The organism is Lysinibacillus sp. UBA5994 (assembly GCF_002429725.1).
Classification (GTDB): Bacteria; Bacillota; Bacilli; order Bacillales_A; family Planococcaceae; genus Lysinibacillus; species Lysinibacillus capsici.
On sequence record NZ_DJAU01000050.1, the window covers coordinates 18,785 to 41,904 of the forward strand.

Sequence of the window (23,120 nt, forward strand, 5' to 3'; positions counted from 1 at the left end):
CTTTTTATTGGAAGTAAGGTTTTACAACTAACTATCCTTATAAAGGGCTTTTTTTATAGAAAAAAGTTTTAAGGGTACTTAAATGGAGGAGTTTTTTTTATGGCAGAAAGAGGTAGACCAAAAGGCGCAAGTGGAGAAGAAAGTCGCGCATTATTACTTGAAATTGCAGCGAAAGAGTTTGCGCAGCATGGATATCATGAAACGAAGGTGAGTACGATAGTAAAAAGTGCATCATTAAGTCAGCCTACTTTTTACCTGTATTTTAAAAATAAAGAGTCCATTTTTGAAGAATTAGAGAATCTTTTTCGTTTACGAATGATGGATTTAGCCAAAAAAAGCCGCTTACAGCCTGCATTAGAGCAAGCAACAGTAAAATCACGTATTATCCATAATGTTAAGGAATTATTAGCGTTTTTTGCTAAAAACCCAAATTTAACAAGAATTGGATTATATTTATCGACAAAGGCTGATGAAATAAAGGCACAAATCGTCAAGCAAATTAAAGAGAATCTGGATTATGAAGTAGATGCTGGCTATTTTCGGAAAGATTTAGATACACATATAGTTGCAGAGAGCTTAATAGGTATTATTGAGCGATTAACATTTGTTCAATTACTGCCAAAGCAAAAAAAGCCAGAAGAGATAGCCACTGATATTGTGAATTTATTAATAGATGGTATGTTGGATAGGGGAAGTCATGACTAATAATCAACCACTTCATAATTTTAAAAAAAGAAAATACTGATTTTTTCTTTTTTTAAAGTTGAATATTACTTTTGAGTAATATAATATTAGGAATATGTAGTGATTACCATTAGTATTTCAAATGGTTCACTCAATTAAAGAAGAAAAGAGGAGGTGAATGGAATGATGTATCCACCAATGCCATATGTAGGAGATAAAGGTGGCCGTATTACTGTTAAGTAATTATTACTTAAGGGTCTGGCTTATTTAGTCAGACCTTTATCTTTTAAATGAAGAGACTGTTTAATATGCTTGAACAGAGTAAGTTAGAAAATGTAACTTTCTACTACAGAAAAGAAGGTATAAAGCAATTGATTGGTCAATTAGCAACTGTAGATGGATTAGTGAAATTTCAGGGGACAAGGGGTGTTTTTGGAAAGATTTAGTTACACATATGGGTTTCAGAGTGTTTTAGTGAATTGATTGAATGATTAGCATTCATTCAATTGTTGCCAAAGTAAAAAGCCAAGAGATAGATAATTGTAACTTTAGTAATAGAAAGGATATTTACTAGAGAAAATAGAGGAAATAACTATATAAAAGAAAATGATTTTTCTTTTATATAGTTGAATATTACTTTTGAGTAATATAAAATTGCTTATTGTTATTTTATATCAAGATGTAGAAAGAAGGATCTATGAGTACCAAAATAACATCTCTGTTAACGTTCATCCAGATTTTTTAGGATCAAATCAAACCTTCTAAACTACTGTAAAAATCGATGGGGCTTTAAATAGACTTAGTGAATGAGTGACACCATTAAGAAGAAGGAAGATTGTACATGGGAGTGATGTTTAATGTTTAATATGTAAAATTAATCCAAAATAGAGTCGCATTTTGCTTTTATAGCAATTTAAAATTTTTAAATAATATAATTATCGTATATGTTTGTTATTCGTATATGCATTAGAACATGATTGATGTAAGAGAGTGCTCCTATTCTTTTTCAATCACATATTGGTAGAAGTAAAATGTATAGAAAGAGGAGAATGCTATGAGAAAATGGCAGCAGGCAGTATCGGTATTTGTCATCTATTTGTTAATGGCACAGATTGTAGTTGGTAGTTTCCCAGTGTATGCTGAAACGAATGATCATGAACAGCCCATACTAACTGTCACACTCACAACAGATGGAGAGCCTTATATAGATGGTGACATTGCTTCAAGTCCTGTTACTATTCAAGCGACAACAACTACAGTTGATAGTGCTAGTCTACAGATAGAGACTTCTAACGACAAAGGAAATACATGGACAGTATTCAATACTTTAACGCCACTTGTTTTAACAGATGCAGGGGACTATCATATTTGGTTTAGAATCATTGGGCAATCCGCCATTAGTAAGCATGTAATTCGCATCGCAGAACAAAAGCCATCGTTATTGTCAGCAGGTAACTCTATTATTTATGTGGACGCAACTGCTACTGTTGGGAATAATGATGGTACAAGTTGGGACAATGCATTTCAAGATTTACAATCCGCTTTACATAGCGCACTAAGTGGACAGCAAATCTGGATTGCCCAAGGAACATACACACCAACTAGAAAAATGGATGTAAATGATTCACGCAGCGTAGCATTCCGAATGAGAAATGGTGTGGAAATTTATGGCGGTTTTAAAGGTGATGAAGAGACATTAGCGCAGCGAGATTTTAACACATACAAAACTATACTAAGTGGAGCACTTCCTAGTGGAGAAAATGCCTATCATGTATTTTATCATCGATATGACCCTGATGTAAGTGTATTAAATGAAACAGCCATTCTCGATGGTGTCACCATTACGGGAGGTTTTGCTAATAAGGGGACGCATATGTATGGTGGTGGGATGTACAATAGCGATGGCAATAACCCACTCTTAAGAAATGTCCTATTTACCGGGAATAAGGCACAGGGAGATGGTGGAGGCTATGGAGGTGCTATGTATAATACTAGAGGAAGTAACCCGATTTTAACAAATGTTCTATTTAATGGAAATGAAGCGTACCTAGGTGGCGCTATCTACAATGCTAGTAGTAGTCCAAGATTAAGTGGTGTCAAATTTGATGGAAATAAAGCGACTGGCTATGGAGGCGCTATCTATAATGGTGGTAGCAGTAGTCCGACTTTAACAAATATAACATTTACTAGCAATGAAGCAGTATACGGAGGTGGTATATACAACGGTAACGTGAGTAATCCCATCTTAACGGAAGTTGAATTTAATAGAAATAAGGCAACTCAACATGGTGGTGGCATGTACAATTATGCCAATAATCCAACTTTAACAAACGTAACCTTTAATGAAAATGAAGCTACTTTTTATGGAGGTGCTCTATACAATGATGCTAGCAGTCCCAACTTAATGGAGGTAACATTTAGCGAGAATAAGGCGGAGTATGGAGGAGGGATGTTTAATACTGGTAGCAATAGTAGTCCACTATTGAAAAATGTGCTATTCAATAAAAATCAGGCAAGTCAGTTAGGAGGAGGGATGTTTAATACGAACTATAGTATCCCAAGCTTAACTGATGTAACGTTTGATCAAAACAATGCAATCAATGGGGGCGGCATGCACAATACCAATAGTAGCCCGATGATGACAACTGTAACATTTCGTGAAAATAAGGCCGGTTATGGTGGAGGGGCTATGTCTAATGATGGTGTCAGTAATCCAATTTTAACGAATATGCTATTCATTGGAAATGAAGCGTATATTGGGGGCGGTATGTTCAATGATGGCAGTAGCAGCCCCAATTTAAGAAATACGTTATTTACTGGCAACAAGGCAGATTTTGATGGTGCTACTATAAGTACTGACTCTCCAACTAGTAATATCATCTTAACGAATGTGACCATCAGTGGCGATGTTCCGAAATATGGAGTGGGTGCTATTTCTGGAGGTGGCTCAGCTAGTAAAATTCAAAATAGTATTATTATCGGAAATAACAAGAAAATTGCCTTTTATAATTATAAAGGTAAAGTTGAAAATAGCTTGCTCGATGTGGAAGTAGGAAAGAACATAAGAGGGAAACTATTTGATACGACTGGGACGGCTGTTGATACGCCCACTTATCTGCCAACAGATGTGTTTATGGATTCAAGCAAGAAAGATTATCGCTTAAAAGCAGATTCTCCAGTAATAGATCAAGGGAATGCTAGTTATCCTGAATTAGCAGATATAACAACAGACCTTGCTGGGAAAAAACGTGTGCAAGGAGCGGCGATTGATTTAGGCGCGTATGAAGTGCCAAATTATTATAACATTATCTACGATGCAAATGGAGCAACGGGAGGCAGTGTGCCACAAGATGATCAGAAATATGAAGAAAATGCCCTTGTGACAGTGAAGGTTAATAGCGATAATCTTGTGAAAACAGGCTATACCTTTAAAGGCTGGAATACACAAGCAGATGGTAAAGGCACAGCATATGCAGTGGATGATACCTTCCCAATGGGTACAGATAATATTATATTGTATGCGGAGTGGGTAGCTAACCAAACATATACAGTCAAATATGATGCAAATGGCGCAACAAGTGGTATAGTGCCACAGGATAGTCCATTATATGAGGAAAATGAAAAAGTGATGGTACAAGGAAATAGTGGAAATCTAGTAAGAACAGGCTACACATTCAAAGGCTGGAATACACAAGCAGATGGTAAGGGAATATCCTATGCCGAAAATGCAACCTTTCAAATGGGAAAAGCCGATGTCATCTTGTATGCCCAGTGGACAGCGAACCCAACTTATACAGTCATATATAATGCAAATGGTGCAACAAGTGGGACAGTGCCAAAGGATAGTACATTATATGAAGAAAATGAAACAGTAATGGTACAAGGAAATAGTGGAAATCTAGTAAGAACAGGCTATACTTTTGCGGGCTGGAATACAGCACAGGATGGTAAGGGTATAGCCTATATAGCAAATACGCCTTTAATAATAGGTGAGGCAGATATAATTTTGTATGCTCAATGGATAGCGAATTCTTCAACACCTGGTGGAGGTAATGCCAATGGTCCTTCAATGCCGCATGGAGGTAGTGCTTCTCATCCATCAACGTCTATTCAAATATCCTTCGAGACAAATGGTGGCCTATCTTTAGAGGACATGGAGATTACCTATAATACAAGAGTCAGTGATTTACCTGTACCAACAAAGGAAGGTTTTCGTTTTGACGGTTGGTATATAGATAAAGCGCTAACGATACAATGGGCTGAAGATACGCTTATGAGGGAGAATTTAACGCTCTATGCAAAATGGATAATATTGCCAACAAAAGAACCGAAAGAACCACAGCAATCCCCACAGTCAAAGCCTTCCGTGGTGACTTTCGAAGATATCGAAAACCATTGGGCACAGGATATGATTGAGGCATTAGCAACGCAGGGCATTATTAAAGGATATGAAGATGGTACTTTCCGACCGAATGAATCAATTAGCCGCCAGCATGTTGCCTCATTATTCACACGTGCTTTTGAATTCGAGGTGATTCGCCCAACAGCAGCCTTTTCGGATGTAGCACCAAACCATATGTACTATGATGCGATTATGACCTTACAGCAGGCAGGCATTATTGATGGAGCGGATGGAGCATTTCGTCCAACAGACAATATTACACGGGCACAATTAGCTAAAATTTTAGCAAATACACTACAACTGAAATCAGAAGGTAAGAGTTCTTTTAAGGATGTAGATAGCAATCATTGGAGTGTTGGCTATATTGCGGCATTAGAGCGAGCAGAGATTACATTAGGGGATAATGGCAAGTTCCACCCTGAAGCTTCTGTGACAAGAGCCCAATTGGCGGTTTTTATATACCGAGCAATGCAGCAATAAAAATGATTTTTTAGGCGTGAGGCTATCTAACAGCTTCGCGCCATTATACTATGAAAGAGTAATATTTTTGTTGAATATTACTTTTGAGTAATATAAAGTAGTGAATAGATAGTGAGGGTAATTCTGATGAATCACTAAATAAAGAAGAAGGAGGGATTCGATGCAACAACCGTTAAAAAAGTGGAAGCTATTGTTAGTCACTAGTGTTGTTATTATTTTATGTAGTTTGGGCTTGTTACCAAATGCAACAAAGGCAGCAGAAATTACAGTTAATGGAGAGGTTCTATCCTATATCCAATACCTAGAAGGAGATTCTGCAGGGATTCTCCATATATATAGTGGAGATTATTTAACAAAAAATTTTACCGATAGAGATAGTTTACCGACAGATGCGAAATGGATAACATTTTTTCCAATTACTCTGCCATTAGATAATGGTATAGAATACATGTTTAGTCGTGATGGAAAATCTGTAGAAAAGCAGTATGTTCACAATTGGACTGATATTCCTTCTGATGTTAAGTGGATAACAGTAAGTAATTTTGATGGTGATATTGGGAGTGGGAAAAACCCAATAACGAATCAAAAATACCGCTATAGTGTAGATGGTGTAAATATTGTGGAAAGTGCTACCGTTCCTGCTAATGCTTTATGGGCTAATTTAAGCTACTATGAAACCATTTCTAATGGAACACATAAACGTTTAAGGTATGAAAAAGTGAATTACACATTAAAATTAAATCCAACACCACCAGTGATCAATTTAACAAAGTCCCCTACAGGATGGACAAATGGTGATGTTACAGTTACGGCAAATATTAGTAGTGAAAGTGATTTGAAGATTCAAAAGTGGGATTATGGCATTCAAAATGAATCATATTTTAATACAGCTGGAAACTCATTAGTAGATTCTTTTGTTAGTATAGATCAAAATCGAACGATTACGTGGTATGCAAGGGATATTTTATTAAATTCAACTGTTCAAACGATTACTATTGATAATATCGATAAAGATGCACCAATCATTACAAGTGGCAATATGACCATAATTACCAATCAGAAATTAGAAGTTCCAATTACCATTACTGATAGTAAAAGTGGAGTGAAAACGAAGAAATGGGCATTTGGAAATCAAAATGAATCTTATTTTTTGACGGGAGGAAATCCGTTCACTGAGAATAAAATTGTTGTGGATAATTTTGGGACATATACATTGTTTGCGGAAGATCATGCAGGAAATAAGTCAATCTCCACCGTGCATTTATATTCAGCGGATTTAGAGGGCTTACATTTAAATGAAGGAACGCTTTCTCCACAATTTTCTAAAAAAATACTTTCTTATGATGTCAATGTAATGAACACAGTTTCAACCGTTACAGTGATACCAAATGCTATAGATTCAACTGCAACAGTTAAGGTTAATGGGAATCTAGTCAGTAGTGGTGCAACATCAGCTACAATTCCCCTTAATGTTGGAAGTAATACAATATTAATAGAAGTAACAGCTTTAAATAGCACAAAAAAGACATACCAAGTGAAAGTAACGCGGGCGCTATCAAGTAATGCTAATCTAATTAGTCTTACTTTAAGCTCAGGAATACTATCTCCTGAAATTAGCTCAGGAGATAGCAATTATACAGCAAGCGTAGAGAATGCCATTACTAGTTTAACAATAACACCAACAACAGCAGATGCTACAGCTAAAATAAAGGTGGACGGGCATGCGGTGAGTAGTGGCATAGCATCAAATCCGATTCCGCTGAATGTAGGACAGAATACGGTAACAATCGAAGTAACAGCAGAAGATAACACAACGCAGAGGACCTATACAATTACGATAACGAGATTCCCATCGAATAATGCTAACCTGAGTGATCTCACTCTAAGCACGGGGTCATTCCTTCCTGTATTTAATGGGGGAGATTTCACCTATACAGCAAGCGTAGAGAATGCTATTACTAGTTTAACAGTAACACCAACAGCAGCAGATGCCACAGCTAAAATAAAGGTGGACGGGCATGCGGTGAGTAGTGGCACAGCATCAGATCCGATTCCGCTGAATGTAGGACAGAATACGGTAACAATCGAAGTAACAGCAGAAGATAACACAACGCAGACCTATACAGTAACGGTAACGAGATTCCCATCGAGTAACGCAAATTTAAAAAGTCTAACGTTGAATTATGGAAATTTGAAGCCGTCATTTGATTCTCAAATTGAAAAATATTCAGTTAATGTTGATGTAAATGTGAATAGTATAGATTTAACACCAATACTGGATGACCATGATGCAACGCTGATGATTAATGGAATACCAAGCAGCAGTGGAAAGAAAATGACAGTGTCACTAAACTTCGGGGCAAATACTATTTTACTAGAAATAACAGCACCAGACGGGGTTACGAAAAAGAAATACAAAGTTGAAATATATCGTGAACAGCTACCAGCACCCGTAGATTCACCACAAATTCCAGGAAACTCAGCGCCTGTAGAGCCAGCAGCACCAGCACCAATAGAGCTTCCTCAGCTGGTACCGACTGATCCTAAGCAACCGCAAGAGCCCATTACAGATATTATCTTTTCAGACGTGCCCGTGCATCATTGGACTTACACAATGATTGGTGATTTTGCTAAACGTGGATATATTACAGGGTATGTGGATGGTACTTTTAAACCAAATGATCCGATTTCTCGTCAGCATGTTGCGTTAATATTTTCCCGTATTTTTAAACTAAATCCCATACAGGAAGCACAAACATTTAAGGATATTCCACTAAATCATCGGTATTATGAAACCATCAAGTTGGTGCAACAAGCTGGTCTGTATCAAGGTATTAACGGATACTTTAAGCCAAATGAAAATATGACACGTGCTCAAATAGCGAAAGTATTAGCTATAGCATTAAACTTATCACCAACGAGCACACATACATTTAAAGATATTCCATCAACACATTGGGCACATGACTATATTATCGCTCTGGCGGCAAATGATATTGCGTTAGGGGATAACGGTTACTTTAAACCAGAATCTTCAGTAACACGTGCCCAATTTGTAGCATTTTTATACAGAGCCTTACAACAATAATAAAATCCAACATGGTTCATATTTGTATAATTTTGTTAATCAACATGTGTGATTATGGGATAAAGGTGATGTTATGAGAAGAACATGGCAACAAGTGGTTTCGTTATTTGTCATCAGGTTGTTACTTATACAACCTGTGTGTGGTAATGTGACCGTATTTGCAAATATAAATGAGACACTTCATTTTACAATTACAACAGAATCCATCATCAGGTGACAATAAATACAAATGGTGGTACAATACTTCCGCCATTAGAGGTTGCTTATAATACAAAAATAAGTGATTTACCTTTGCCTACCAAAGATGGTTTTCGCTTTGGAGGCTGGTATGAGGATGCAGCATTTAAAATTAAGTGGGATGAAGATACAGTTATTCGAGAGAATTTAGTAATATATGCAAAGTGGATACCTTTGCCAGTGTACGAATCAGACACACCGCAGCACTGGTAAGGTTCGATGATATGGATAGCCATTGGGCAAAAGAGATAGTCGAGGAACTAGCGACACTAGAGATTATCCAAGGTTATGAACATGGGACTTTCCGTCCGAATGAACCAATTAGTCGAATGCATGTAGCAGTATTATTTGCTTGCACCTTCGAGTTTGAATCAATTCGCTCAGCAAAAGTCTTTTCTGATATAGCACCAAAACCTATCTACTATGAAGAGATCAACACGCTACAGCAAGGGGGAATTATTGATGGGTGGGGTGACACATTCCGACCATTAGAAGCTATTACATGTGCACAAGTAGCAAAAATTTTAGCAAAAACATTACAACTAACTTCTGAGGGTACAAGTTCATTTAGTGATGTTTCTAGTAATCATTGGAGCATGGATTATATTGCAGCACTAGAACAGGTTGAGATTGCATTGGGGAGTAATGGTGAATTTTATCCCAAAACGCCAGTAACACGTGCCGAGCTAGCGACCTTTTTATTCAGGGCACTCCAATTTTAACTATCTTTTGTGTAATCTAACAGCTTCACATCGTTATGAACACTGTAAAGTCGAATATTACTTTAAGTAATATAGATTAGCGATGAATAGATATTTTTATAATCACATTTGAAAGCTCATTAATTTAAAGAAGAAAAGTAATGGATATTACGTATAGCAACAAAGGGTAAAAATATTTTCTATTTGTAAATAGTCCAATAGATAGAAGAAATTATAAGTTAAATTAGTCTATTATTAGAAGTAGAAAAAACTGATTTTTCTATTTTTCTAGTTGTATATTACTTTAAAGTAATATAGAATCAAAAATAAGCAGTGATTATCATTAGCTTATCTGATGGTTGTTCACTCAATAGAGAAAAGAAAGTGAGGTGAAAAGTAATGATGTTTCCTCCAATGGGTTTCCCAAAAGGCGATACAAAGCCATTCGGTAAATAATTATTACCTCAAGGTCTGACTTTTTAGTCAGACCTCATCTTTTGAAATTTAATCAGGGAAGGCTGTTTACCATGCTTGAACCAATATATGAATTAGAAAATGTAACTTTCTACTATAAAAAAGGTAAATTTAAAGCAAATAATGGCATTTCATTGACTATATATAAAGGTGAAATAATTGGATTATTAGGCCCGAATGGTGCAGGAAAAACGACATTGATAAAGCAAATGATAGGACAGCTAGCACCAACAGAGGGATCCGTGAAATTTCATCAACAAGAAGTATCTAAGAATCCGAAGTATGTATTGAAACAGACTGCTTATTATTCACAGGAGACTTTTGCTTTATCATTTTTAAAAACATGGGAAGCCATTTATTTTACGGGTAGATTAAAGGGGCTTTCCAAAAAAGAGTCGAAGCAACAGACAGATAATATTTTGCTGAGGTTAGACATGGAAGCTTATCGAGATAAGCTACTGTCAAAGCTTTCGGGTGGTCAAAGAAGACTCATTAGTTTAGGAGCAACTTTGATTGGTCAGGCATCTGTTATGATTTTGGATGAGCCTACAAATGAGCTGGATCCATTAAAACGGAAATTAGTATGGGACATCATTCGTGAGCTTAACCAAAAGGGTACAACAATTATTTTAGTCACTCACAATATTTTGGAAGCTGAAAAAGTTGTTCATCGTGTAGCTGTTATAGATAACGGAAAGCTTTTAGCCATTGACCATGTCGAAAAGCTAAAGAGAAGAGTAGACCAAAGAATGCGTTTAGAAATTTATGCGCAGGAGGCCTCTATTCACAATATCAAAGACAGACTGAAAGATTTTGGACAAGCAGAATTAGTAGAGGATACAAAACTCACGATGTTAATCGAGAAAAATATGGTTCGTACTATTGTTGAAATAATACAGGATGAGACATTGAACATTAACCAATACTCTCTGTTTCCACCAAGTCTAGAAGATGTCTATTCACTACTTCAAGAACAGCAAAGGAGTGAATAGTTAATGAATGCCTTTAGTCAATTCTTTGTTGAATTACTTATTTTATTTCGTATACAAATAGCTATTGTAAGGCATCAATTATTATGGATTATTGCAATGTCTTCCATTTTCCCAATAGTTACTTTAGTTTTTCTAGAATTTTTACTGGGTGAATCTAGCTCTGAACAATTGGCACGATTAATTATCGGTAATATGATTTTTAGTATTCTATTAATGGGGATGAATATTCTAGGGCAGGATATCTCGTATCAAAAATTTGGGGGCTATTTTACATATTACTCATCCCTTCCCATTCGAAAGGTTAATTTTATTTTATCTTTGTTGTTTTATGGTATTTTAACTTCCTTACCTTCGTTTATTATTGTATTTACGTTTGGTCAGCAAATTTATGGGGTGAATCTTCATTTTGAGTGGCTTATACTACCAGTTGCTTTATTGGCGATTTTTAGTGTAGTAGGCATTGGTGTATTAATGGGTTTTTTATCTCCAAATCCTCAATTTACAAATATTGTAGCGCAATTTTTGTTGATGTTTGTTACTTTCTTAACACCAGTTATGATTGAACTGAAAGACCTTCCCATCGTTCTGCAGTGGATTTCCTACGTGTTACCTACAACATATGTAGCGAATGTATTACACGGTATGTTAACTGTTGGATGGACCAATTCTACATTCATAGATGTTCTTATCTTACTTATTTTTTCCTGTTTTTCTTATCTATTGATCAGTAAAAAAATACATTGGCGTGTTCAATAAATTATTTGAATAGGGAGTTAAATTTATAATGAAAACTTTTGAAACTAAGATAGATCAGTATGCTGAATTGGTCATAAAAATAGGTATTAATATTCAACAAGGACAGACTTTAGTGATTTCTGCCTCGATAGCTGCTGCTGATTTTGTTCGGAGGGTTTGCCGACATGCCTATCTCAATGGTGCACATTATGTTTATATAAAGTGGATTGATGAAGAGCTTGCTCGAATTGAATTTGAATATATGACAGAGCAAGGCTTAGCCTATACACCAGATTGGCTTGTGAAGGGGTATGAAGAAATGGCGAGTAGTGGTGCCGCTTTTCTTTATATTATTTCACCCCACCTGCAAAATATGGAGGGAATAGACCCTGTTAAGGTAGAAAAAGCAGAGTATGCTTCTGCACTTGCTTTTCGTTCTTTTACCGAAAAATTGATTAAAATGCAAGTTAGTTGGACTGTTATTGTTTATCCGACGGAGCAATGGGCAGCATCTATTTTCCCTGACTTAGAGCCCAAAAATGCTCTTGAGGAATTATGGGAAAAGTTTTTTGAAATACTAAGATTAAATGAAGAGAGCCCACTACAAGCTTGGGAAAAGCATGTTGAAACATTAAATAAAAGGGCCACGTTATTGAATGAAAAGCATTTCCGTTATTTACATTTCATTAGCGAAGACACAAATCTAAAAATAGAGCTACCACAAAATCATCGTTGGGTTAATGGCTTGGAAACGAATGACAAGGGAAGCTCATTTATTTGTAATATGCCGACTGAAGAAATTTATACGACACCACTCAAAAAAGGAGTAAATGGAATAGTCAAAAATACAAAGCCGTTAGTTTATGAAGGGCAGATCATTGATCAATTTACACTTACATTTAAAGATGGTGAAATTATTGATTTCTTTGCAGAAAAAGGGATGGATGCATTCCAAAGTATTCTTCAAAAAGACGAGGGTGCTAGATATATAGGTGAGGTTGCATTGGTTCCTCATGATTCTGCAATCTTTGCGAGCAATCTACTATTTTATCATAATTTATTTGATGAAAATGCATCCAGTCATTTAGCCATTGGGCAAGCCTATACTTCAGGCTTGAAAGAAGATGGTGCAAACCTAGAAAACATAAATAATAGTATGATCCATATTGATTTTATGATAGGCTCACAAAACTTACAGGTGAATGGAATACGAGAGGACGGTACTGCCGAAGAGATTTTAGTGAATGGTGAGTGGGTAATTAAATAAGGGGGAAGATGAATGGAAATAGTGCAGTGTAAGACTGATAATGATTATGAAAAATTCGCTCTTTTCTTTTTGCAAAATAGAAATATATTTGACGATATGTATCCGATTTTAGATACACTTGGTAGTTTATATGTCATGATAGAGGAAACAAATCTGCTTCTCTTTCAAAATACACAGCAGGAAGTATTTGCTGCAGCAAGCTATACATTGGGTGTAAGAGAAGATCAATTTAAAAATAAACATATCGTTTTTATTGATTGCGCACTTTTAAAGAAAGAATATCAAAATAGTCGATCCTTTGTTAAGGGTTTTCTACAAATGCTAAAACATATTTTAGAAGAACACCCAGAAGTGAAGGAAGTCCAATTTTATGCTTATCGCCATCATGGCTATATTCACCGTCTTTATAAAAAGTTTGCCACTATTATAGATGAAAAAGAAGGATATTTTGGAATGCAAGATGTCTTCTCTGTGGAATTTCACAAATTGACTACTTTTTTAGAGGAATTTAATAAAAAACAAACCATTTAAACGGAATGGATAAAGGGCTATTTCAGGCAATGTTTCTATAAAAAATGCTACAATAAAAGAAAAAAAGAGGCGATGTACGTGAATAACGTCATTGATTTTATTGCAAAAAAAAAGGAACGTGAAGACCGAAAGCGTGCTCAGGATTTAGAACGTTATGTAGCCACACAATGTAATTTTCAACACCCTGAAAATATTGACGCTCTTGTAGAGGACAAATTGATTGAGGTTAAAGATCATACGTTATTTCTTGGCTTTCTATCCATTTTAAAGGATGAGCAAATAGAACCGTTAGATATTTTTCAAGATGTCTTTTCATTAGAGCCCTATCGTTTTGAAATGTCCTACAATATGAGATGGTGGTCAGTTGTGCAATTGGCATTTACATTTTTAACAATTCTCAAGGAAAATGAGCCTCATACATATGCTGATTTTTTAGGTCTCTCCAAATAATCTAAGTATGTGTACGTCTGTAAAGCAAACGTACACATACTTAGATTTTTCTTATCTTCCCCCGCTAGCTTTAGAAGCCTACTTCATTTATTCATTAAATTCATAGATATTTATAATTCCTCAATAATTTTTACTAAATATTCTTAACACCTCCATACTTGCTTAATGTTTGTTTTATAACATAACGTTTGTAAGCAAATAAAAATAAAGCAAAACAAATGGAGGGTCCAACACATGGCAATTCAAAAACTGTGGAAAAAAGGTCTAATTGGTGCATTAGCTATTTCCATGTTGGCAGCTTGTTCTGACAGTTCATCTAGTGCAAATGAGGTAAACAAGGATTTATCGCTTGAGGACATTACAGAAAAAGCAAAGGAAGAGGGCACTGTTAATTCTGTCGGTATGCCAGATACATGGGCGAACTGGGTAGAAACCTGGGAGGAACTCGGGACCGAATATAGCATCAAACACAAGGATACGGACATGTCGAGTGCAGAGGAGTTAGCGAAGTTTGAAGCAGAGAAGGATGATGCTACGGCAGATATTGGAGATGTCGGGATTGCTTTTGGACCAATCGCTAAGGACAAGGGCTTAACATTACCATACAAAACGTCTTATTGGGATGAAATACCTGATTGGGCTAAAGATGATGAAGGACATTGGATTGTTGGCTATACAGGAACCATTTCTTTTTTGACAGATAAAAATAATGTGAAGAATGCTCCAACATCATGGGAAGACCTGAAAAATGGAGATTACACAGTAAGTATTGGGGATGCATTAACAGCTAACCAAGCACAGTTTGCCATCTTAGCAGCGGCTATGGCATTTGGTGGAGATGAGTCCAACATCCAGCCAGGTATAGATTTCTTTGCTGAATTAGCGAAGCAAGGACGTCTACAGGGAGATCCATCAGTAGCAAACCTAGAAAAAGGTGAAATAGATGTTGCGATCTTATGGGACTTTAATGCATTAGGTTATCGTCATCAAATTGATGAGGACCGCTTTGATGTAGTGATACCTAGGGAGGGATCTGTCACTTCTGGTTATGCAACGGTAATTAATAAATATGCCAAAAACCCACATGCTGCCATGCTAGCACGTGAATATATTTTATCTGATGCAGGTCAAGAAAATTTAGCAAAAGGCTATGCGCGTCCAATTCGGGACGGAGTGAAATTACCACAGGATGTAAAAGATTTACTATTACCTGCTGATATGTATACGAATGCACAACCTGTTAAAGACCAAAAGAAATGGGAAGATACAACAAAGCAAATCCCTCAACTCTATCAAGAGCAGGTGTTAATCCATGCAAAATAACAAAGTGGTTCTCATTGTTATCGATGCCTTGCGCTTTGACACAGCCTGCACACATATGGGGTTCTTGCACCATTTAGTCGAGCGTCAGGTAGCTGCTCGCTATAAGGTTTGCTCAGAGGTGCCTTCTTTATCAAGACCATTGTATGAGACGATTTTAACAGGTACACCCCCTATTGTACATGGCGTTACCAGCAATATGACAGTGCGTTTATCGAAAGGGCAAAGTATCTTTCATATCGCAAAGGAGCATGGTTTAACTACAGCAGCCTCCGCCTATTATTGGGTGAGTGAGCTTTATAATAGAGCGCCATTTAATCATATGGAGGACAGGCTACAACTCGATACACATTTACCAATTGACAATGGTATGTTCTATTTTGAGGATCATTATCCAGATAGTCATGTATTTGCCGATGCAGCATGGTTAATGGCTCAAAAGCAGCCTGATTTCCTGTATATTCATCCCATGAATGTTGATGATGATGGTCACAAATTTACGGCAGATTCTGCTCAATATCGCAATCGAGTTTTAGCGATGGATGCTTTACTATCCTTGTTTATTCCAAAGTGTATGGCGCTGGGCTATGAGGTTATCGTTACGGCTGATCATGGCATGACAAGAGATGGTAATCATGGCGGTACCACACATGAGGATCGTCATGTCCCGCTATTTGTCATTTCAGATGCTGTAAAGGCTGGCATAAAAGAAGGCATTATTTCTCAATTACAAGTTGCACCACTGTGCTGTCATTTATTAAATATCAAGCCTGCTGAAGATATGGTACCACTCCTGTTAGAAGGTGTGTTTACAGCAAAAGAGGTTTAAATAATAGTAGTCGCTCTTATTATAAGGAGCGGCTATTATCCCCATGAGCCGCAAGTCATTTATAGAAAGAAGTGAGTGTGTTGATATCGAAGCGGCAATCCATTGCTTGGCTTTCGCCTTTTCTTGTATTACTATTACTGTTTTTCTTAGTACCGCTCCTATATATGCTCATTACAAGCTTTCAAAATAGTGAGGGCTTTACTCTGAAGCAGTATGAATCAATTTTTACGAACGACTACATTCTTCAAGGTTTTAAAAATAGTATTACTTTATCTGTTATCTCAGCTATGATTGCGTTACTTATCACCTTGTTTGCAGTTTATGCCATGATGCAGTTTTCAGAGCCAGTACGGGAGAAGATTTTAATACTTACGAACTTAACCTCCAATTTTTCAGGTATTCCGCTAGCATTTGCTTTTATCGTTTTACTTGGCAATAGTGGTTTATTTACATTGTTATTTGACAAATGGGATATTGAGGCGTTGACATCCTTTTCATTATACAGTTGGAGCGGTTTGTTACTTATTTACATTTACTTTCAGCTGCCATTATCACTAATGCTGCTATATCCCATTTATGATGGAATTCAGCAACAGTGGAAGGAGGCGGCAGCTCTTCTTGGTGCATCTAGCTGGCAGTTTTGGATGAAAATTGGTCTCCCTGTTATGCTCCCAGGAATTGTGGGAACCTTTAGTGTATTGTTCGCCAATGCTATGGGTGCGTATGCTTCTGCTTATGCATTAACAAGTAGTAATTATAATTTAGTGGCGATTCGTATCGGCTCCTTAATAAAAGGTGATATTTTTGCTCAGCCAGAGCTAGCCAGTGCCATTGCAGTTATATTAGCAGTGACAATGGTGACGGCCATGCTGATCAGTGAGTGGAGCATCTCTAAAACAAGGAGGAAAGTAAAATGAAAAAGCGTGGTTTGGCTGATTTCTTTTTCCTTCTGCTCGTGGGATATTTACTATTACCTGTGTTAGCAACAATGCTCTATGCGTTTGCAACAAAATGGAATAAAACGATATTGCCAGAAGGACTCACACTAAAATGGCTTTCCACATTGTTTCAGGATACCGATTTTATTCAGGCATTTGGTCGTTCAGTATTTTTAGCAGGGGGGGCAGTTAGCATTGCACTCCTTGTCATTGTGCCAGCCATTTTCGTCATCGTCCTATACTTTCCAAGATATGAAAAATGGATACAGATGGCAGTGGTGATGGTGTATTCTTTTCCAGGAATCATTTTAGCTGTAGGGCTTATACGCGTTTATAGCCAAATAGGTATACCGATGATATTTGTTGTTTTAGGTGCCTATGTTGTGGGAATTCTTCCTTATATCTATCAAGGTACACGAAATAGTTTAAGAAATATAGATGCGAGGCAGCTACTTGATGCCGCTCAATTACTAGGCGCATCCAAAAGGCAGGCATTCACAAAAATTTTACTGCCTACCGTTTATCCAGGCTTATTTGCAGGGGCATTGTTATCCTTCTCTGTCTTATTTGGTGAGTTTGTCTTAATTAATCTTGTTGTAGGTTCTCGCTTTGAAACCGTTCAAATTTATTTAATGAAAAAGCTTAGCACAAGTGGACATATTGCTAGTGCTGTTGTTTTCATCTATCTCGTGCTAATGGGTCTTTTAACATTCGTCATTGCTATCGTAACGAAACGATCGAAAGGTGCTACAAATCTATGAGTTATCTTGTTATTGAAGGGCTGCATAAAAAATATGGACAAGTATCTGTCTTAACCAATATTCATATGGAAATTCAAAAAGGAGAATTTATCACACTATTAGGTCCTAGTGGCTGTAGAAAGAGTACGATTTTGCGTATTGTTGCAGGCTTAACAGATGCATCGGCAGGTAAGATTTTGATTGAAGGAAAAAATATGAGTGGGGTACAACCGAAGGATCGTCAAGTGGGTATGGTCTTTCAATCCTATGCACTTTTTCCTAATATGACTGTGCTCGAAAATGTTGCTTTTGGTTTGCGTATGCAAAAAGTTAATAAGGCAGATATAGAGCAGCGTGTTCATGAAATGCTAGCGCTTGTTCATCTAAGTGAGAAAGCTAATGCGTATCCGAAAGAATTATCTGGAGGTCAACAGCAGCGTGTTGCTCTAGCCCGTGCATTAATTGTCCGACCTAAAGTACTGTTATTAGATGAGCCGCTTAGTGCGCTCGATGCTCAAATTCGCAAAAAACTTCAAGCAGATTTACGAGCAATTCAGCGAAAATTAAATATGACAATGATTCTAGTTACACATGATCAGGAAGAGGCAATGGCTGTTTCGGATAGAATATTTGTCATGAATAATGGCAGCATTGCCCAAAATGGTACGCCAACGGAAATCTATACGAAACCAAATAATGAATTTATTGCTAATTTTATCGGTCATTATAATGTTTTTCCTCGCCAAACTTTAGAAAAAATGCTTGGAGCATCTTTAATAGAGCAAGCCACGAAATTTGCTATACGACCTGAGGCGTTACATCTCGATCAACGAGATGGGGACTTATGTCTCTTTGGGGTTGCCAAACAATCATTAATGAGCGGCAATATTATTCGTACTACGTTTGAAGGAGAAATGGCGTTTACAATGGAACAACTGCATCAACAAGGGTATTCGATTGAAATGGGAAAATCCTATAAGTGTTATGTCGCACAAGAAGATGTGATTGCGCTATCATGACTTACGCTAAACTGGAAAGATTTAAATTTATTTTAAAACAATTAGATTCTGAAGGGAAAATTATTGTTGCCAATATTGCCGATGCCCTTCAGGTAGCACCAGAAACAATTCGCCGAGACTTTGATGAATTAGAACAACAGCATTTATTATCAAGAGTTCATGGCGGGGCTATTAAATATACGAATGTACGTAATGAACCGGTATTTTTACGCAAGCTACAAATGCACAAGGACGCAAAGAGACAAATTGCTCGTATTGCTGCAAAACGCATTTGCGACGGCGATACTATTGCAGTAGATACAGGTACTACAACAGTACATATAGCCGATTTTTTACTAGCTGTGGAAGATATAACGGTTGTAACGAATTCAATTGCAGCAGCTATTCAATTTAATTTAGCCATAGAAGAACGACGCATGACAGGCAAGGTCATATTACTAGGAGGCACGGCGAATCCAAAACAATCTTCTGTTGCAGGTGCTATGACGTTAGAAATGCTAGATAATATGAATTTTGATAAGGCCTTTTTATCGTGTGGTGGCATGAGTGAGGGCATTGTTTATGATTACGATTTGGATGAATCTCTTATTTCAAAGAAAATGCTCAAGCATAGCAAAGTGAGTTATTTATTAGCCGATGCATCTAAAATTAATGGCAAATCATTTTTTCAAATCTGTCATCTTGATGAATGTACAGAAATTCTTTGCGAAAGCACTTGTCCATTAGAATGGCAGGCTTATGAGGAAAAATGGACGATATGTAATGGAGGGAAGAGTGGATGACAATTGATTATCACGTACATTTAGAAGAGGGACCTTATTCATTTCGCTGGCTAGAGCGTACATCGCAGGCACTAGAGTTTTTTTATCCGGATGATGAAACGGAAAAAGGCTCCAAACAACAAATAACTTGTCATTTACAGCGTCTAGCAAGGCGTGTGAAAAATGGCTGTTATAGTGAGGAATGGTTGGATTTATATCTTGAACAGGCAAAGCAGCTCGGCTTACGTGAGGTGGGGATTGTCGATCACTTATATCGTTTTCAAGAAACGCGTGCCTATTTTGAGCGTTTTATGAGGCTGGATGATAGTGAAATTGGACAAATTCAGCGCTATTGGCTGGATCGTGTGATGACAGAAAATATGGACGCTTTTGTGACGACCATTCAGCAGGCAAAGGAAAAATGGCGTCAACATGGCATTACACTGAGACTTGGTATAGAGGCAGATTATTTTGTTGGTGGTGAGGAGGAATTAACGGCTTTACTAGCAGGTTATCCTTGGGATTATGTAATTGGTTCTGTTCATTTTGTTGATGGGTGGGGCTTTGATAATCCACAAACACAGTATCTTTTTGAGCAAATGGATCAACCCTCTTTACAACAAAATTATGAGCGTTTTTTTAAAGTAGTAGAGAAAATGATTCTTTCCAATATGTTTGATTTTGTTGCCCATTTAGATAATTTTAAAGTATTTAATTATCAGGTGGAGGATCGTGCGTTTCTTGAAGTTTGGTATAAACGTATTGCAAAGGCACTAACGTCTACTGAAACCGCCACTGAAATCAATGCCGGGCTGTATTATCGTTACCCTGTACAGGAAATGTGCCCGGGTCCTCGTTTTTTACAAACCTTACTTGAGCATGGAGTTGCTTTTACTGTATCCTCTGATGCACATTTTCCAGATGATTTAGGTAAATATACATTTGCCAATACAGAGCTGCTAAAGGGTTATGGCGTTCAAGCTATTGCCTCCTTTGAACAGAGAGTGAAAAAAATGATGACGTTATAGGTTGAGTAAAGGGCACTAAAGCTTCAATGTAGTGCCTTTTATTCGTATTACATAAGTACAATTTTACTCGCATACAAATGATTAAATTCATTTTTATAATGTGAGGCGATTCAGATTGACATCTATTAAAGAACAACCCTTTTTACCTATTATTATACAATCGGGTCAGCATGCATACGGGGTAGCACGCTCATTTTATGCAGCCTACCGCATGAAAAGTCTTGTCATTGAGCCAGCAAAAAAAGGGAGAACGATGCGCTCACTCCTTTTGAAAGGCTCACAGGGAATTGCCACGCAGAATAGCGGTATTCTGGATTTTCAATACGTTGAACATTTAGATGATCCTACCCGTTTTGTACAAGCGCTAGTGGGATTGGCCATGCAGTGCCAACAAAAGAAATTGATTTTATTAGTTTGTGACTGCTACTATGCAGAGCTTATCATTGAAAATAAAGAGCAGCTTGAAAAGTACTTTATTTTACCTTACATTGATCAGGCTTTACTAAATAGGGTGCAAACAAAGGAGAAGTTCTACAGGCTTTGTGATAAATATCAGTTAAAATACCCCAAAACCATCATTATAACAAAGGAACATCATCCAAATAGAGAAATTCCAATCCAGTATCCCATTATTATTAAACCCTCCAATACCGTGGCCTATACGAACTGTTCCTTTCCTGAAAAGAAAAAAATATATCTAGTGCACGATGCAGATGAGATGCAGCACATCATTGGCTGTATTTATCGTTCTAGCTATCAAGACACCTTAATCGTTCAAGAATTTATTCCAGGCGACGATTCCTATATCCGTGTTCTAGATGTATATGTAGGAAGAGATCGAAAAGTAAAATTAATGTGTGTTAGCAACAAGCTACTCGAAGATCCATCTCCACAAAACAAAGGTATTTCTTTAGCTGTTATGACCGATTATGATGAACAGCTAATGGAATCCATTCGGCATTTTTTAGAGGACATCGGCTATACGGGCTTTGCTAATTTTGATATGAAATATGATGCAAGGGACGGGAAATACAAGCTATTTGAAATGAATTTGCGAGCAGGGGCTTCAAGCTACTATGTGACCGCAAGCGGGTATAATTTAATGCAATATGTGATGGATGATTATTTATACCAGGTTAATCTTGAACGAACATATGTCCAGACGAAGCATGTATGGTCATTACTTCCTTCAAAAACACTATTTAAATACATGAAGAATGAAAAATTAAAAATAGAAGCAAAGCAATTAATGAAGGAAGGGCAATACACGGATGCATTACTATATAAAGAAGATATGAATATCAAGCGTTGGATAAAGCTGAAATTGTATCATTCATATTTACGGGTAAAATACAGCAAGTATTTTAATAAGAGCAATGGTTAGCATATGTGAAATGAAGGATAGGGCTTTAAGATTCGTATTTATTATTTCATTTTTGTTAAGTGATTTAGATATTGAAAAGCGTTATGAGACATTAAATTTAGGTATAGAAAATGCTTTAATAAGAATGAATCAAAGAAAGGATTATCTTTTAGATGAAATTGTTTTAGAAAGCTTCGAATAGCTGATAAATAAAAATTGGTACCTTCAAATATAGTAAAAAAATATTGTAGTACTTTATTGGAAATAACGGATGAATTGCGCAAAAATAAAATTGAAAATGATGGGTATTTCAATTTGTTAAAAATAATTAGTGAATATAATATTGATTATGCTTATAAAATCTTTTAATAGCGAGTTCACATGTGTATGACAATAGGGTTAGGAAAGACTCTTTTGAGAGCGCTGTGGATAATATCGAACAATTAAAAGCTATAGAGTATTTTCATAATTTGTATAAATCAGAAATCAAATTATTTAAAGTTTATCTAATGAATTTAAAGATATAAAGATTGATTTGTTGACTTTAGAAGAAAAACTAAACCAACAGTAGGAAAAGATTTAACCAATAATCTTATTAATATTGAAATGATATCAACGAAAACATCTCAAAGATTTTTTCGATAACTAAGGTAAAGCTCCCTTTATTTTTAATGCAAATAATACTAAAGTACTTATTGAAAAATTACTAGTTCTTGATGGAGACTTAATTCGCTTAATTGATTATCTAAGAGAAAGTAGCTATTCAGATTACAGATATAACAATTATGTATCTGATACAATACATTATATAGTTGCTGCGGCTTTTAAAAAAAGTCACTTAGATATCAAATAAAAATAGTGGGGCACTAAGGTTATTTTGAATTACTTCAAATATATTCGCTTTTAGAAGGAAGTGGAGATAGAGAGAAATGTGAGAATTATTTAGTTTCCTATAAAATTAGTAGAATTATTGGTCTTTTAAAGAAATAATTTTTAAAAATGAAATGATAGAATCTTATCTTTACAGACTGTGCTTTTTCTTTTGGTTATTTATTGCAATAACGGTTTCGGAATATTCAAA

19 protein-coding genes are annotated in these 23,120 nt (G+C 36.4%); all 19 read left to right on the forward strand.

The window, feature by feature from the left end:
* The first annotated feature begins 99 nt into the window (after positions 1-99).
* The 19 genes from B3D98_RS15110 (at position 100) to B3D98_RS15200 (ending at position 22,060) form a co-directional block, all read left to right on the forward strand.
* Positions 100-705: a TetR/AcrR family transcriptional regulator gene (locus tag B3D98_RS15110; RefSeq protein ID WP_004224884.1), complete on the forward strand. Its 606-nt coding sequence runs from the start codon at positions 100-102 to the stop codon at positions 703-705.
* A gap of 287 nt (positions 706-992) precedes the next feature.
* Positions 993-1,130: a hypothetical protein gene (locus B3D98_RS15115; RefSeq protein WP_004224881.1), complete on the forward strand. Its 138-nt coding sequence runs from the start codon at positions 993-995 to the stop codon at positions 1,128-1,130.
* A gap of 608 nt (positions 1,131-1,738) precedes the next feature.
* Positions 1,739-5,566, forward strand: a complete 3,828-nt coding sequence (locus B3D98_RS15120; RefSeq protein WP_279494254.1) for an InlB B-repeat-containing protein — start codon at positions 1,739-1,741, stop codon at positions 5,564-5,566.
* 160 nt (positions 5,567-5,726) lie between these two features.
* Positions 5,727-8,654, forward strand: a complete 2,928-nt coding sequence (locus tag B3D98_RS15125; RefSeq protein WP_279494255.1) for a cadherin-like beta sandwich domain-containing protein — start codon at positions 5,727-5,729, stop codon at positions 8,652-8,654.
* 213 nt (positions 8,655-8,867) lie between these two features.
* Positions 8,868-9,104 carry an InlB B-repeat-containing protein gene (locus tag B3D98_RS15130; protein WP_004225880.1) on the forward strand — a complete coding sequence of 79 codons (237 nt, stop codon included), beginning with the start codon at positions 8,868-8,870 and terminating at the stop codon, positions 9,102-9,104.
* A gap of 11 nt (positions 9,105-9,115) precedes the next feature.
* Positions 9,116-9,613, forward strand: a complete 498-nt coding sequence (locus B3D98_RS15135) for an S-layer homology domain-containing protein (RefSeq protein WP_279494258.1) — start codon at positions 9,116-9,118, stop codon at positions 9,611-9,613.
* Positions 9,614-10,119: 506 nt separating this feature from the next.
* Positions 10,120-11,058 (forward strand): ABC transporter ATP-binding protein, encoded by a 939-nt coding sequence (locus B3D98_RS15140; RefSeq protein ID WP_004225877.1) that lies wholly within the window; start codon positions 10,120-10,122, stop codon positions 11,056-11,058.
* 3 nt (positions 11,059-11,061) lie between these two features.
* The gene (locus B3D98_RS15145) at positions 11,062-11,814 is read left to right on the forward strand and encodes an ABC transporter permease (protein ID WP_288583995.1); all 753 of its coding nucleotides are present in this window, start codon (positions 11,062-11,064) and stop codon (positions 11,812-11,814) included.
* Between the two features lie 28 nt (positions 11,815-11,842).
* Positions 11,843-13,060 (forward strand): aminopeptidase, encoded by a 1,218-nt coding sequence (locus B3D98_RS15150; RefSeq protein WP_054550552.1) that lies wholly within the window; start codon positions 11,843-11,845, stop codon positions 13,058-13,060.
* Between the two features lie 12 nt (positions 13,061-13,072).
* Positions 13,073-13,591 carry a hypothetical protein gene (locus B3D98_RS15155; protein ID WP_288583999.1) on the forward strand — a complete coding sequence of 173 codons (519 nt, stop codon included), beginning with the start codon at positions 13,073-13,075 and terminating at the stop codon, positions 13,589-13,591.
* A gap of 72 nt (positions 13,592-13,663) precedes the next feature.
* The gene (locus B3D98_RS15160) at positions 13,664-14,041 is read left to right on the forward strand and encodes a 2-oxoglutarate ferredoxin oxidoreductase subunit beta (RefSeq protein ID WP_288584002.1); all 378 of its coding nucleotides are present in this window, start codon (positions 13,664-13,666) and stop codon (positions 14,039-14,041) included.
* 234 nt (positions 14,042-14,275) lie between these two features.
* The gene (locus tag B3D98_RS15165) at positions 14,276-15,364 is read left to right on the forward strand and encodes an ABC transporter substrate-binding protein (protein ID WP_269898905.1); all 1,089 of its coding nucleotides are present in this window, start codon (positions 14,276-14,278) and stop codon (positions 15,362-15,364) included.
* A complete protein-coding gene (locus tag B3D98_RS15170; RefSeq protein WP_066036562.1) occupies positions 15,354-16,190 on the forward strand; it encodes an alkaline phosphatase family protein in 837 nt (278 codons plus the stop codon). The genes B3D98_RS15165 and B3D98_RS15170 overlap by 11 nt, the downstream gene beginning before the upstream one ends.
* Before the next feature lie 71 nt (positions 16,191-16,261).
* Positions 16,262-17,107 carry an ABC transporter permease gene (locus tag B3D98_RS15175; RefSeq protein WP_196333061.1) on the forward strand — a complete coding sequence of 282 codons (846 nt, stop codon included), beginning with the start codon at positions 16,262-16,264 and terminating at the stop codon, positions 17,105-17,107.
* A complete protein-coding gene (locus B3D98_RS15180) occupies positions 17,104-17,889 on the forward strand; it encodes an ABC transporter permease (protein ID WP_048391486.1) in 786 nt (261 codons plus the stop codon). Before B3D98_RS15175 ends, B3D98_RS15180 begins: the two co-directional genes overlap by 4 nt.
* Complete coding sequence (locus B3D98_RS15185) at positions 17,886-18,887, forward strand: ABC transporter ATP-binding protein (protein WP_288584007.1); 1,002 nt, start codon at positions 17,886-17,888, stop codon at positions 18,885-18,887. Before B3D98_RS15180 ends, B3D98_RS15185 begins: the two co-directional genes overlap by 4 nt.
* Positions 18,884-19,669: a DeoR/GlpR family DNA-binding transcription regulator gene (locus B3D98_RS15190; protein WP_288584009.1), complete on the forward strand. Its 786-nt coding sequence runs from the start codon at positions 18,884-18,886 to the stop codon at positions 19,667-19,669. Before B3D98_RS15185 ends, B3D98_RS15190 begins: the two co-directional genes overlap by 4 nt.
* On the forward strand, positions 19,666-20,676 hold the full coding sequence (locus B3D98_RS15195; RefSeq protein ID WP_288584012.1) for a histidinol phosphate phosphatase domain-containing protein: 1,011 nt from the start codon (positions 19,666-19,668) through the stop codon (positions 20,674-20,676). Before B3D98_RS15190 ends, B3D98_RS15195 begins: the two co-directional genes overlap by 4 nt.
* 115 nt (positions 20,677-20,791) lie before the next feature.
* On the forward strand, positions 20,792-22,060 hold the full coding sequence (locus B3D98_RS15200; protein ID WP_288584014.1) for an ATP-grasp domain-containing protein: 1,269 nt from the start codon (positions 20,792-20,794) through the stop codon (positions 22,058-22,060).
* Positions 22,061-23,120: the final 1,060 nt, after the last annotated feature.